Here is a 14,414-nt window from a genome sequence, read left to right on the forward strand (position 1 = left end):
TCTGTCTTAACAGGCACGCAGAATTAAACTGCCGATGGAGTAACCCGCACCGAAGGAGCTCAACAGGCCCAACTCCCCCTGTTTGAAGTCCTGGTGATATTTATGGAAAGCGATTACCGAGCCGGCCGATGCCGTGTTGGCGTATTGATCCAGCACCACGGGCGCCTTCAAAGGCTCGGGTGTTTCACCCAGGAGCTTTTTCACCACAAACTGGTTCATATTGATATTGGCCTGATGCAGCCACAGACGCTTGAACTGCTCCGGCGTGATACCTGCTTCTTCGAGCTGCGCATCCAAATGCTGGTATATCATGGGCAGCAGCTCTTTAAAGACCTTGCGCCCCTGTTGATGAAACAGCTTATCTGCCTCGCCGGAAGTAGCCGGATCACAACGGTTAAGGAAACCAAAGTTGCTGCGGATATTGTTCGAGTAATGGGTAAAGCAGCGGCTCGACAGAATTTCAAAGGCTTGCTGGGCGCGGCAAGTCGCGGCCGGCTCCAATACCAAGGCTGTGGCCACATCACCGAAAATAAAATGGCTATCGCGGTCTCGATAATTAACCTGAGCCGAACATATCTCAGGATTGATGACCAACACGCGCCCGGCGCTACCACTGCGAATGGCATTGGCCGCTGTTACCAGGGCAAAAGTCGCTGAGGAACAGGCGACCTGCATGTCAAAGCCATAACCCCGGGTACCGAGGGCTTGTTGAATTTCAATCGCCATCGCCGGATAGGCCCGCTGGGTGTAGGCACAGGCGACTATCACCAAGTCAATGTCATCCGCCTTGAGGCCGGAATTATCAAGCGCTTGCTTGGCCGCATGCAAGCCCATTTCAGCCTGCAGTGACAGGCTGTCGCTGGCACGCTCAGGGATCAGCGGCATCATGACTTCAGGATCCAAGATCCCCTCTTTGACCATCACAAATCTGTGTTTGATGCCTGACGCTTTCTCGATAAATTCACTCGATGAGTAATTCAGCGCCGCCACATGGCCAAGATCTATCTGGGCACGGTTCTCGGTATTGAACAGGTCAACATACTGATTGAAGCTGTCCACCAGTTCTTGATTGGTTATTCCTTCCGGAGGGGTAAACAGCCCGGTACCGGAAATGACAATCGCATCCTTCATAAACTACCTTCTTATTGTTTTGTGACCGGATCCGCCTGCAGCACAGTCTCTGTTGGACTCATGCGTGGCTTACTCAGATCGATAACAACTGTTGCTGAGATCTTATCCTGGATGGCTTGCCTGTTGGCATCCCAAAAAATCTGCAAGAAACCCAGCAGTCCAGTGGCAAAGCCTGCACCGTATCCCCCGTAACGGCCAAAGGCGTCCCATAGGGAAAGCTTACCACCTCCGAGGGCAATCACCCGCACCGCATGATTTTTTTGCCTAAAGTCTGACCATCGAACCAGGCAGTGAACAAGGTAAAATAGAATGCCGCCCAGCCAAATCCAAACCCGAGGTCATTGAGCATCCCCTTGGCCCAAGCGAGCAAACTGTATTGTGTTTCTTCCTCCTGCTCGTCCTCTTCAGCTCCCTGTCTTGAGTCGTCTTCGGCAGATGCCGGCTTGGTTTGTGTGTCGATTTTCGCATCGTTTTTTGCATCGGTTTGTGCGTTAGTCTGTGCATTGAGTGCCGCTACAGACTCGGGCCTCATTGAAGCCAACTGCGGCATCAAGTCTGCATTTATCGCCGCAATATCGGCTGAAGCAAGCGGCAAGTTATCCAATGCACCTTGCAGCATGGTCTCGGCCTGGGTACGTGACAGCCCTGCCTCAGCCGCGGCATTGACCAGCAAACCCGCTTCATGTTGGGCACAGGCCTTGTCCTCACACAAACTCAAACGCAACAGCTGCGGCGTCAAGGTCAGCAGTGTCTGCCCCTGAATTTCATTATCGCGACGCTCTTGCAGGCCGTTGACTTTTATCATCTGCGGCACCGCAGACCAAAAGCACAAACAGCGGGCCGGCCTGTTCGGCCAGTACTGCTATCAACAAACCGTCTATCGTGATAGCCAGTGCCCGTTTCCAAGGCTTTGCCAAGGGGGTGTAGAGTAGCTCCGGCGCCACACTGAATGCGGCCGGTGTCACTATGCTGCGGGGATCTTTGCCCGGATACAGCTTAAAGCCGCTCTGTTCCCCGGCTCGATTCGGATTTGCCTCCTCGGCATTGAAGTTATGATCCAAGCCTGCTCTCCTATTTGGAATAGAATGTTGATTTTTGGTTAACGTCGAATTGGCGTTGAGATTAACATAAAGCTAAACTGGCTTACTCCGAAGTTACGAATAACAGAGATTCATGTAATAACTAAAAAGAATAAAGAAGAACAAAGATTCACTTCTCTTTGATCTCATGGAGATTATGCTTTAGGGATGCAATCAAAGGAGGCCAGCAAGCCATGAGCAAAATTTTCGAAGACAATTCCTACACCATTGGTAACACTCCACTAGTTCGTCTTAACCGCGTCAGCAACGGCAAGGTGCTGGCCAAGGTAGAAGCCCGTAACCCAAGCTTCAGTGTCAAATGCCGTATTGGTGCCAATATGATTTGGGACGCCGAGAAAAAAGGCCTGTTGACCAAAGACAAAGAGCTGATTGAGCCCACCTCGGGAAATACGGGTATTGCGCTGGCCTATGTTGCCGCCGCCCGAGGTTACAAGTTGACTCTGACCATGCCCAACACCATGAGTCTCGAGCGCCGCAAGCTGCTCAAGGCACTGGGCGCCAACCTGGTACTGACTGATGGTGCCAAGGGCATGAAAGGGGCCATCGAAAAGGCCGAGGAAATCCGCCAATCGGCGCCGGATAAATATCTGCTGCTGCAGCAGTTTGACAACCCGGCCAATCCTGAGATCCACGAAAAAACCACAGGTCCTGAGATCTGGAACGATACCGATGGTCAAATCGATGTATTTGTTGCCGGTGTCGGTACCGGCGGCACCATTACAGGGGTGAGCCGTTATATCAAGAACACTCAAGGCAAGGCGATCACTGCTGTGGCCGTTGAACCAGCCGACTCACCAGTGATCAGCCAGACTCTGGCGGGCCAACCTGTGCAGCCGGGTCCGCACAAGATCCAGGGCATAGGCGCCGGCTTTATTCCGGGTAACCTGGATCTGGAGCTGATTGACAAGGTAGAGCTGGTCACCAATGACGAAGCGATAGAGATGGCTCACAGGCTGATGAAAGAAGAAGGCATTTTGGTGGGGATCTCCTCCGGTGCCGCCGTCGTTGCCGCCAACCGCATCGCCGCCCTGCCAGAATTTGCAGACAAAAATATAGTGGTGATCCTGCCATCTGCCGCCGAGCGTTATCTGTCCTCGGCCCTGTTTGTCGGCCAATTCGGCGATCAGGAAAACGTGCAATAAGTAAGCATAAACCGCAACTTGAAAGCCCTGTCTAATGACGAGGGCTTTTTTATGCCAACGTCTCGTCCTGAAATCAAAAGCGGTAATAACCACATATTTGCCCTCTTGATCAAAGTTTTATGCAACTGGCCTGTACTTGACTTGGGCTTTGGGCCATAAAGGCTTTTTTTGAACCTTTCCCACGGCTCCCAAGACAATGCCCTTTTTCAGTGAACCCGCCAAACTCAGTGCCTTCGAAGCCAAATTTGAAGCACAAAAAATCGCCTTCGCTCCGGTCAGTTTTCAGGTGACCCGCTGCCTGCTGCAGTTCGACATCCTCAAGCATATAGATGCCGCAGGCGATGAGGGCATACGCCTTGAGATACTCAAAGAACAAACCGGGCTGACAGAATATGCCCTGGGCGTTCTGCTCGATATGGCGCTCTCCATGGGGCTAGTTTGGCACAAGGGAGACAATTACATTCTCGACAAGACAGGCTGGTTTCTGCTGCATGACGATATGGCCGCCACCAACCTCAATTTTATCCACGACATCTGTTACCAAGGCCTGTTTCATCTGCAACAGGCGCTGGAGCAAGGCTCTCCCGAGGGACTGAAAGTATTCGGCGATTGGCCAACTATTTACCCAGCCCTGAGCCAGTTACCGACAGAAGCCAAACACAGCTGGTTCGCCTTCGATCACTATTATTCAGATCACGCCTTTGACAGCCTGATGCCGCGCATATTTGCCAAAGGGCCGGCTCATTTGGTGGATATCGGTGGCAATACCGGCAAATGGGCCTTGAAATGTGCTGGCTACAACACACAGTGCCGGGTAACCATAATGGATCTTGCTCCCCAGCTTGAGCTGGCCGCCGAGGCAGCAAAAGCCGCAGGTTTGAGCGGGCGGATATCCGGCCTGGCGTGCGATCTGCTAGCCCCGGACGGCCCCTTTGTGACCGACGGCGATCTCTATTGGATGAGCCAATTCCTCGACTGTTTCAGCGAGGCACAAATCCTGGCCATCCTGCAGGCTTGTGCCAAAGCCATGCCGGCGACAGCCGAGCTCTGCATTCTGGAAACCTTCTGGGACAGGCAGCCCAATGCCGCCTCCGCCTACTGTGTCAATGCCACCTCGCTCTACTTCACCGCCATGGCCAATGGCAACAGTCGCATGTATCACTCCAAGATACTGCTGAAACTACTGCAACAGGCAGGTTTCTATGTCGATGAAGATATCGATGACATAGGGCTTGGGCATACTCTGCTACGCTGCAAGCTTAAATAAATTTGAATCGATGAATAATTTAATTTCAATTTTATTAATCAAAGGCCGGTTTTAGACTAGGACCATCAAATCGGAATCTAGAGGTCACAGTATGAAACTCGTTGCCACTACCACTGAAGAACTCAGCACTCGCGAGTCCAAATTCAGTAAAGCCGCCTTCAGGCGGCTGCCAAGCCCACTGGCCGGATTGGCGCTGGCTATCGCCAGCCTGGGCTGGGCCTGGGAAAACGTGTCAGCAGAATTTCCCGGCCTGGCATTGGGCGCGGCGATTGCCGGCATATTACTGTCTCTGCTGACAGTCAAATTCATTCTGCATCCTGAATTACTGAATGAAGAACTGCGCCACCCTGTGGTCGGCAGTGTGCTGCCCACCTTTGCCATGGCACTGATGGTGATCTCCAAAGCCGTAGGGATCCATCTTCCTTTGTGTGGCTTCCTGATCTGGTTGACGGCTATCGCCATTCACTGCTGTTTACTGGCGGCCTTTGTGCTGCATAGAGCAATGGACTTCAACCTGGAGCATATGGTGCCCAGTTGGTTTGTGCCCCCTATCGGCATGGTGGTGGCCGCCGTGACCTTTCCCGGCGCCGAAGCCGGCGAGGTAGGCGCCCAAATCGCTCACATCATTCTGATGTTCGGCTTGGTCAGTTACTTGGTGATGCTGCCTGTGATGCTCTATCGCTTGATCTTCTGCAATCCGGTCGCTGATGCAGCCAAGCCGACCATAGCGATTCTGGCAGCACCGGCCAGCCTGTCTCTGGCCGGCTATCTGACCCTGACCCCGGAGCCTGAGCTTTGGTTGGTCGCACTGCTGCTGAGTCTGGCCCTGCTGATGACCCTGGTCATCTATCTGGCCTTCCTGCACTTGCTGCGCCTCCCTTTCAGCCCTGGGTTTGCTGCCTACACCTTCCCCATGGTGATAGGAGCCACAGCCCTACTGAAAACAGCCGCCTGGTGCAACAGCCAACCCATGCTGCAATCGCTGCACCGGCCACTGGCGCTACTTGGCAATATTGAGCTTGTGATAGCCAGTGCTATTGTCGGCTTCGTCGCTATCAGTTACCTCAGACACTACCGCCCCTGGTCTCTGGGAAACTGAAATTCCCATACACATAAACCCGCAAAAGCGTGACGCAAATCACGCTTTTGCGATTTATTGGATCTTCAATGGTCCATTGAAATCTACTCAAGCTCCTAGACAAAGCAAATTCAACTCTTCACTACGAACAAGTTTAAACATTAATAAAACATTTAGCTCCACATAAATTTACAACATAGAATAGTTTGCTAATTAATGTGACTAATTAGTCAGCAAGATCGAGAGCCACAACAAATAAACGCTGTACGTTATATTTATGATAACAAGATGGGCATATTTGGTTTCAGTATAATTTAATTACATCTGCATTATCCTTGTTGCACTTTTTATTTCACTAAGGTTATATTCCTGATACATCCGGAAACATTTTTTAATTAATTCGGATGAAAAAAATAAAAACACACATAAGTATCAGGGAGAAAATAATGCAAGCTAATTCTAAATTAGCCAAAGCAGTGCGCTTTGCGTTAATTGGTGGTGTTGCAACTGCAGCTTATTCCGCACCAGCATTGTCGGCAGAACAAGATCAGCAAACGGCTAATTCTGCCGTTGAGCGTATCTCTATCACTGGCTCACGTATCGTACGTGAAGGTGCCGTGGCCCCTACCCCGGTGACAGTAATTTCGGGTGAAGAACTTCTGTCTACCGGTGTTACCAACATAGGTGAAGCCCTCAACCAGTTGCCTGCTCTAGGTAACACCTATTCTCTTGCCAACTCTGGACGTTACATTGGTACTGCCGGAGCCAACCTGTTGGATCTGCGTACCATGGGTACCGACAGAACCTTGGTGCTGGTTAACGGTAAACGCCATGTTGCCAGCTCAGCGGGAAGCTCTTCGGTTGACGTAAACACGATTCCGAGTGCCTGGGTCGAAAAAGTGGAAGTCATTACGGGTGGTGCATCTGCTATTTATGGTGCAGATGCAGTAACAGGCGTAGTTAACTTCATTCTGAAAAAAGACATTGTCGGCTTGGATATTTCCGCTATCAAAGGTCGGGCCGATGACAGTGGTTTTGGTAAAGACAGAGTTTCGCTTTCTTACGGTACAGATATCAATGATGGTCGCGGTAATATCGCCTTCGCCGCAGAATACAGCGCTCAAGATAGACTCAGAGCTTTCGATCGTGATCAAACCAAAACCTCATTTACCAGTCTGAAAAATACCAACAGACCCAAGGATGCCGACGGTAACTATATCGATTCCAATGATCCGTCTGATCCAGACAAGTATTTCCTGCCAAACGGCGGACATTATAAGATCAGCAACGCCGGTACCTTCTTCCTGGATGGTTGGAAGACCTTCAATCCAGACGGGACTATCCGTGATGTCTACATCGGCCCTAAAGTTGATGGGAACTATTGTGTCGACTGTGACTTCACCAACTTGAGACAGTTTGAAGATCTGCAACCAGAATTCAAGCGTTATAACCTCAACCTGAAGAGCAATTATCAGCTGAATGACGATATGAACCTCTACTTTGAGGCCAAATATGTCAACAGTCAGGCCAGTGATTATGGTCAGCCTGCCTTCTTCTTTGGCAACAAGGTAAACACAATTAAGGTTGATAACCCTTATCTGGATCCCAACCTTGTTGCTCTGATGAAGAGCAACAAGGATGCGGACGGTAACCCTCAGCCACTGGATTCAATCGTCATCAACCGTTTCATGGCCGACCTGGGCCAACGTGTCGAGGACGACACCCGTGAAACCCAGCGCTACGTACTGGGTCTAGAAGGCGTCTTGGCTGATGACTGGGATTATGACCTGTACGCCATCTATGGCCAGACAGATCTGGAACGGGTGAACAAAAATAACCTCATCTATGCCAACTACCAAAATGCCCTCGATGCTGTCATGCTCGACGGTAACATAGTCTGTCGCAGCGAAACCGCCCGTGCTGAAGGTTGTGTGCCGGTCAACATTTTTGGTGCAGGTAACCCAAGCCAGGAAGCCATTGACTACATCAATACCACTTCTGTTGGCACCGCAGTGATCAAGCAAACCGTTTTGGGTGGCACTATCACCAATTCCGGGCTATTCGAACTGCCAGCCGGTTATGTAGGCCTGTCTACCGGTGTTGAGTACCGCAAAGAAGAGAGTGAGATCAAAGAGCCTGAGAATGCTGCAGGCACATTCTTCAACGCCTTGGGTGAAGACAAAGGTGATTTCGATGTCAAGGAAGTATTTGCCGAGGTATCAATACCTCTGCTGGCCGACTTGCCGCTGATCCGTCAGTTGGATATGGATCTGGCCGTACGGTTCGCCGATTACAGCACCATTGGCAATGCGACCACCTGGAAAGCCGGTCTGAGCTGGGAAATCAACGACGAGTTGAGAATGCGCAGTACCTATGCTGAAGCCATTCGAGCGCCTAATATCAGCGAGCTGTTTGGTGCCCCAAGTCAAACTTTCTTCCGGGTTGATGATTCATGCCGTATTGATAACCTCAATAACCTGGCCGATTCTTCCACTCGCCGCAAGAACTGTGCCGCGCTGGGTGTACCTACTGATTTCAATGATCAGTACGATGCCAAAAGCATAGAAGGCAAGAGCAGTGGTAACCGGGAACTGAAACCTGAAGAGTCCACCAGCTACACTGTAGGGCTTATCTATCAACCTGAGTTTATCGAAGGTCTATCTATGACACTCGATTACTGGAATATCAAGATTGATGATGCCATCAGTTCTATTGCGGCTCAGGACATCATAGATCGCTGCCTGGATTCGACCAGTGGTATAGATAACCAGTATTGCGCGCTGATCACCCGTGACCCATCTTCACACCAGATAACGTTGATTCAGAGTCACTCTCTGAACGTTGCAGCCTTGGAGGCCTCTGGTGTTGACCTGGATCTGGCTTATAAGACTGACATTCTGGGTGGTGATTTCAGTGCCAACCTGATTGCGACTCACCTGCTTAAGCGCCGGAACTTCTCCTTCCAGGATAATCCCAGCGATTACGAAGAATTGGCCGGCACTTTGGGATATGCAGATTGGCAGGCCAACCTGACCCTGAACTACAAGTATGAAAACTGGCTCAGCTACTGGCGTACCCGTTTCGTCAATGACGTCAGCTTGTACACAGATAAGGAACTGGCCCGCAACGCAAACCCAAGTTCAAACATGCAGTACGACGATTACTTCATCAGTGATGTCGCCGTGGGTTATCAGTTTGATTCCGGTATAACGCTTAAGTTCGGTATCGATAACCTGTTCGATAAAGACTTGCCTTATGGTACGACCGGTACCACAGCAGGTTCTGCAGCGTACGATAACGTCGGTCGCTTCTACTACACAAGTCTGAGCTATTCCTTCTAAGCTCATTTAAACTGAATATTATTCGGTAAATAAGCGGCGCATTTTGCGCCGCTTATTATTTATTCAACCAACCCCGCAAATGTTAATCAAATGTTTTTATCATGTTTTTAAATGTGGTTGCTGATGTTTTTTAATAGTTTCAAAACATCTGATTACATCTTTATTACAATAAATAATCGGGTAACAAGCATTTAACCGCTTGTATTATTTGTATCTTAATGGTTACATTTTGTCGCCGAATTGTTCTATGCCGGCTCGAATAAATACAAAAAGACAAAATAAATATCATAAAAGGATATAAATGATGAATCTCAGTGTCAGCAAAGCTGTGCGCTTCGCCCTCTTTGGCGGCGCAGCAGCGGCCACTCTTAGCCTACCTGCAGTTCAAGCCAACGAAAACGAACAACTGGAGCGCATCGAAGTTACCGGTTCACGTATCAAGCGTACCGACATGGAATCGGCACTGCCGGTAACTGTGATGAGTTCTGAAGACATAGCCAAAACCGGCCTGACAGATGTTTCTGCGGTACTGGCACAAATGCCATATAACACTGCGGGCAGCTTCATCAGCGACGCCGGCAGCTCTGCCAGTAACCATGCCAGCTCGGGCATGCGTGGTCTGGGTTCAAACCGCACCCTGACCCTGATCAACGGCCGCCGTATCGCACCATCAGCCACTTTTGGTGCCGATGCAACCAACCTTAACCTGATCCCTATGGACGCCATCGAGCGCATTGAGATCCTTCGTGACGGCGCTTCTGCCATCTATGGTTCCGATGCCATTGGTGGTGTAATCAACATCATTCTGAAGAAGAACTATGACGGTCTTGGATTCGATCTGAAATACGCTAACCCAACTCAGGGTGGCCGTGATGAAATGTCGGCGTCGATGACCTTCGGTAACACAGGCGATAAGAGCACCAGCCTGGTAATCATAGAGCACAAGAAGTTTGATCCTCTCAAGGGTGGTCAGCGTGATCATTTGACCGCCAACTGGGATGAGGCCTATGGCCGCAGCTCTCTGTATGCACCGGAAGGTACCTGGCGCCCTGTGGCTGCCCGCCCAGGCAAAAAAGAAGACGGAACCTTTGAGACGCCAACCTACACAGGTAACTATGTACCGGGTAAAGACTGTCCGGCCGATCAAATCGTTCAGAGCAAAGATGGTCCACGTTGTGGCTATAGCATGTATGAAGGCACCGATTACCTGCCGGATCAGACCAAAGACTCTTTGTTCAGCAACCTGACTTACAGAATTACCGACAACCTGGAGTGGTTCGGTCAGGCGATTGTGATGCGTGACAAGTCCACGACTTCCTCTACCGCGCTATGGACCCCTAACCTGTACATAGCTGCCGACAACCCACTGAACCCAACTTATGGCACGGCCAACGCCAGCGAAGTACAGGCTTATCACCGTCTTACCGGTGTGGCCGATCGCAGCACGACGTTCAAGTCCGATGTGATTGATGTGGTTACCGGTCTGAACCTGGAGCTGGATGCCGGTTCACTGAACTGGTATGTACAGTACTCAGATCAGCAAGTAGACATAAGCACTGACTCCTATGTGTTTGAAGACAACCTGCAACAAGCCGTAGATGCCGGCCTGTACAACCCATTTGTTCTGGGCGGCAATGCGACTCAGGCAACCCTGGACAGCTTCCTGCACACCGCCACCCGTCAAGCTGACTCCAAGACCACAGCGACTGCCATTTCCTGGGCTGCGCTGGCGCCTATCGCACTGCCAGGCGGTGACATAGGTTATGCCGTGGGTGCCGAGTACCAGAAGATGGAATTCAGCGATCGCCGCGACGCGCAGCAAGCTGCCGGCAAAGTACTGGGTACTTACGGTGGTGACTCCGCCGGTGAGCGTAACTACAAGGCTGCCTTTGTTGAGCTGGAACTGCCGGTCACTGACGATCTGAACATCAAACTGGCCAGCCGTTATGACCAATACAGCCTGCCGGACGAAGGCCAGCTGTCCAGCTCTATCAACCTGCGTTACCAGTTGTTGGATAACCTGGTACTGCGCGCCTCTTACGGCCAGGGTTTCCGTGCTCCGTCACTGGATGATCTGCTGGGCGAAGCCGCTACCAGTTATGACAGAGTGATCGACACCAAAGGCTGTCAGATGCTGCCGGCTGACCAACGCGAAGGCGCTGATGTGTGTGAATCAACTCAGTATCTGCGCAAGAGTTCAGGTAATCCGGAGCTGAAACCTGAAGAGTCTGATCAGTATGCCTTCGGTGCAGTGTGGAACATCACTGATGATATCTCTCTGGTTGTGGACTACTACAACATAGAGATCAGCAACCAGGTCAGCTACGTCGGTGCCCAGACTATTCTGGATCTGGAAGCCACAACCGGCCTCGGTGCGTACGATCCTAAATATGTCTATGTGAAGCGTGATACCGACGGCAAGATTGAAGAGATTGGCGCCGGCTACATCAACATGGACGGGGTACAAACCTCGGGTCTGGACGTCTCTTTCAGCTCGCGCTTCGAGCTGGGTAACTACGGCAACCTGAAGTTCGCACTGGAAGGCACCTATGCACTGGAATACACAGAGCAGGCCAGCCCGGTCGACCCACGTTACGACGTGCTGGGTACCAAGGGATATCCTGAGCTGCGTTTCAACTCCACCTTCAGCTATGAGTACGATGCCTTCAGCGCCTCGCTGATCGCCAAGTACATAGACTCCTATGCCGGTGAAACGCCACAGCAGCAAGCTGCCAACATCGACAAGCAGGACTTCGGTTCCTTCACCACTTGGGATCTGGCCATGAACTATGACTTTGACAAGTTCGGTAAAGTCACAGTCGGTGCCCGTAACCTGTTCGATGCCATGCCTGCGGTGAACTATGAGCTGTCCTACCCAGGTTATGACGCCGATACCCACAACATTATCGGTCGCGTAGTCTACGCGGGTTATCAGATCCGCTTCTGATAAACGCTTTAATAGCCAAAAGCGCAGTCATTGACTGCGCTTTTTTTTGTTTAATTCCATCCTCAACAATCAAGCATGGAGCTTCATTCCGCTTTGTCCTGTGTGGTAACCAAAACTTCCCTTACCGGCCACCATGCCTGACAGCCCAACATGGCCAAGAGGGAAACCAGCAAGGCCGGTACCACAGGGTGAATATGAAGCGGCAAAGGCAAGGCCAGCCATTGCAGCATTCCATAACTCAGCAATCCGGAAATCATCGCGGCAAACACCGAGTTGCCAGTCAATGAAGGCCAGAATACCGCCGCCAATATTGGCCAGAGAAACACCGCCTGCAGCGCGCCGAAAGCCGCCAGATTGAGCCAGACTATCATGGCCGGCGGCTCTAGCGCCCAGTAACAGGCGAGCGCAGCAATCATCAACATGGTAATGCGGCTCAAACGCAGCTGGCTTTGCGCCGAGGTTTGTGGCCTCACCTTAACCCAGGCATCCCGCACCAGACTGACCGCCGCCTGCAGCAACATGGAGTCCACCGACGACATCACGGCGGCGATGGGCGCCGCCAGCAACACCCCGGCCAAAAGTGGCGAAAACAGTCCGGAGATCAAGGTAGGCATGATTTCATCCGGTACCTGCAAATCGGGATAAAGTGCCCTGCCCATCAAACCGATAAGATGCGGTAACAGTGTCATCAAAACACTGATAAGGGTGCCCCAAATAATGCCTTTCTTGAGCGCCTGGGTATCTTTAACCGCCAATAAACGCACCACAGTATGTGGCAGCCCCAAGGTGCCGAAACAGATAAGCACCCAAAACGACAGCATCATGGGCCAGCCCAGTTGCCCTTCATTGCCGTGGGGCTGCAACAAGGCAGGATCTTCGCTGGCCACCTTGGACATCAACTCTGTCATCCCACCATGGCCAAGCAGGGTGAAAAACAGCAGCAAGAGCCCCAGTAGCATTACTATTCCCTGAAAGGCATCTGTGATGGTCACCGCCCTAAAACCACCGCTCAGGGTGTAAGCCAACACTGTCACCACAAACAGTGCCAGCCCCAGGCTGTAGTCGATACCGCTGACCCCGGCAAACAACCTGGCGCCGCCGATAAACTGCACCGTTATCATGGCGATAAATCCAAGCACCAAGGAACCCAGCGCCAACATGCTGACTCCTTTATGTTCGAAGCGAGCGTCCAACCACTCAATCAAGGTGGCGTAAGGCGCCTTGGCCGCGAGGATCTTCGGCCCCAGCACTCCCAGGGTCAGCATGGCAACCGGCACCTGGATCAAGGCAAGCCATACCCAGCCCAAACCTATCTTGTAGGCGGCGCCCGGACCACCGATAAAAGAGCTGGCGCTGGTATAGGTGGCCACCAGCGTCAAGGCCAACATGGGGCCATTGAGAAAACGGCCACCGATAAAAAAGCGCGCCGCCTTATCCTGATAGAGGCTGGCCTTGTCTTGTCTGGCGGCAATAAAGCGGGTCAACACCAGGCTGAGCAACAGATAAAGTAATACCGGGATAAGAGTGGTCACTCTTTATGCCCTCCCCGGCCAAACAGGTAGAAGAGTCCCATAATGAAAAACAGCGGGGTCAGGATACAGGACAGCCAAAACCACAATGGCAGGCCGTAATAGTCAGGTTTTGAGTCCCAGACACCCATATCGGTCAACAGGGGCCCCAAAGCCCACAACAGGGCGTAGATCAGGGTAAGTATGATGGCCAGACGTGCCATGGATGGCATAACGGCCTCCTTGGATTGCTCCTGGGGTTGGAGCGTGACAGCAAAAAGAAAGCGTTGATTCTAATCAACTCTTCCCCCGAGTGCCAAGGCATGACTCAAGTTACGCTTTGGTTGTGGGATAAAGTTATCACCCGGTTACCTGATGATATTCCGTTAACTTTTTGACTGCATGCCGAATTAACCATGACAGGACTCACAGCCCTGAGCCTGCTCCCGAACAGGTCACAACGGCCCAAAATTCAAGACCTGACTCAAACTTTGACACCAGTTTGTGAGGCTGCAGGAATAAGGATTTACTTAAATAGACTGTCGGCGGATCCCCCAGTGTCGGTGCTATGGCATACAATTGTTAACCTGCTCGCAAAATTTAGCTTTTCCCTGTGGGGAAAGGCCGATATCAGATGCCGACAGCGCGGCTCTGTGTTAATATTTTTGTGGTAAATTGGTAAGACCAATTTTAAGGTTGGATGCGTAACGAGCGATTCTTTGAACAGACTTTCTCGGGGTAGCTAAAACCTCAACCTGGGCTCTGTAAGTAAAGAAGATGGAGATTGCGGCAACATGGGAGATGTAAACATTTCCAGTTTGCAGCCATTCATCGCGAGCAACAGCACAGATTGGACTTTTATAACGTGTTACAAGCTTATGCTTGGGTTAAACACCAAAT

The 14,414-nt window shown here is 51.3% G+C and carries 9 protein-coding genes and 1 pseudogene; 5 read left to right on the top strand and 5 right to left on the bottom strand.

Features of this window, described 5'->3' with window-relative positions:
• Positions 1-6 precede the first annotated feature (6 nt).
• From ACSHSR_RS12250 to ACSHSR_RS12260, 3 genes and pseudogenes are all read right to left on the bottom strand, one after another.
• On the bottom strand, positions 7-1,131 hold the full coding sequence (locus ACSHSR_RS12250; protein ID WP_190535625.1) for a beta-ketoacyl-ACP synthase III: 1,125 nt from the start codon (positions 1,129-1,131) through the stop codon (positions 7-9).
• Positions 1,132-1,142: 11 nt separating this feature from the next.
• Positions 1,143-1,504, bottom strand: a pseudogene (locus tag ACSHSR_RS12255) (RDD family protein); the annotation flags it as partial.
• A gap of 394 nt (positions 1,505-1,898) precedes the next feature.
• Entirely contained in the window at positions 1,899-2,192 is a 294-nt protein-coding gene (locus tag ACSHSR_RS12260) for an RDD family protein (RefSeq protein WP_109248373.1), read from the bottom strand.
• Between the two features lie 212 nt (positions 2,193-2,404).
• Between ACSHSR_RS12260 and cysK the strand changes: the two genes are divergently transcribed.
• The 5 genes from cysK to ACSHSR_RS12285 all read left to right on the top strand — a co-directional run bounded on the left by cysK (position 2,405) and on the right by ACSHSR_RS12285 (position 12,006).
• Positions 2,405-3,373: a cysteine synthase A gene (gene cysK / locus ACSHSR_RS12265; protein ID WP_025011786.1), complete on the top strand. Its 969-nt coding sequence runs from the start codon at positions 2,405-2,407 to the stop codon at positions 3,371-3,373.
• Positions 3,374-3,569: 196 nt separating this feature from the next.
• Entirely contained in the window at positions 3,570-4,640 is a 1,071-nt protein-coding gene (locus ACSHSR_RS12270) for a methyltransferase (protein ID WP_144379857.1), read from the top strand.
• 91 nt (positions 4,641-4,731) lie between these two features.
• The gene (locus ACSHSR_RS12275) at positions 4,732-5,739 is read left to right on the top strand and encodes a TDT family transporter (RefSeq protein WP_025011784.1); all 1,008 of its coding nucleotides are present in this window, start codon (positions 4,732-4,734) and stop codon (positions 5,737-5,739) included.
• A gap of 425 nt (positions 5,740-6,164) precedes the next feature.
• A complete protein-coding gene (locus tag ACSHSR_RS12280; protein WP_044734326.1) occupies positions 6,165-9,059 on the top strand; it encodes a TonB-dependent receptor in 2,895 nt (964 codons plus the stop codon).
• 301 nt (positions 9,060-9,360) lie between these two features.
• On the top strand, positions 9,361-12,006 hold the full coding sequence (locus ACSHSR_RS12285; RefSeq protein WP_028779373.1) for a TonB-dependent receptor plug domain-containing protein: 2,646 nt from the start codon (positions 9,361-9,363) through the stop codon (positions 12,004-12,006).
• Positions 12,007-12,089: 83 nt separating this feature from the next.
• Here the strand turns inward: ACSHSR_RS12285 and panF are convergent, their stop codons facing one another.
• Entirely contained in the window at positions 12,090-13,538 is a 1,449-nt protein-coding gene (gene panF, locus ACSHSR_RS12290; RefSeq protein ID WP_479630794.1) for a sodium/pantothenate symporter, read from the bottom strand.
• A complete protein-coding gene (locus ACSHSR_RS12295) occupies positions 13,535-13,747 on the bottom strand; it encodes a DUF997 family protein (RefSeq protein WP_025011781.1) in 213 nt (70 codons plus the stop codon). Before ACSHSR_RS12295 ends, panF begins: the two co-directional genes overlap by 4 nt.
• Positions 13,748-14,414 lie beyond the last annotated feature (667 nt).

The organism is Shewanella sp. VK101, from assembly GCF_056497865.1.

Bases quoted from the DNA above. Each gene is read 5' to 3' on its own strand.
- ACSHSR_RS12250 (WP_190535625.1), bottom strand. From the start codon at position 1,131: ATGAAGGATGCGATTGTCATTTCCGGTACCGGGCTGTTTACCCCTCCG.
- cysK (WP_025011786.1), top strand. From the start codon at position 2,405: ATGAGCAAAATTTTCGAAGACAATTCCTACACCATTGGTAACACTCCA.
- ACSHSR_RS12270 (WP_144379857.1), top strand. From the start codon at position 3,570: ATGCCCTTTTTCAGTGAACCCGCCAAACTCAGTGCCTTCGAAGCCAAA.
- ACSHSR_RS12275 (WP_025011784.1), top strand. From the start codon at position 4,732: ATGAAACTCGTTGCCACTACCACTGAAGAACTCAGCACTCGCGAGTCC.
- ACSHSR_RS12280 (WP_044734326.1), top strand. From the start codon at position 6,165: ATGCAAGCTAATTCTAAATTAGCCAAAGCAGTGCGCTTTGCGTTAATT.
- ACSHSR_RS12285 (WP_028779373.1), top strand. From the start codon at position 9,361: ATGATGAATCTCAGTGTCAGCAAAGCTGTGCGCTTCGCCCTCTTTGGC.
- ACSHSR_RS12295 (WP_025011781.1), bottom strand. From the start codon at position 13,747: ATGCCATCCATGGCACGTCTGGCCATCATACTTACCCTGATCTACGCC.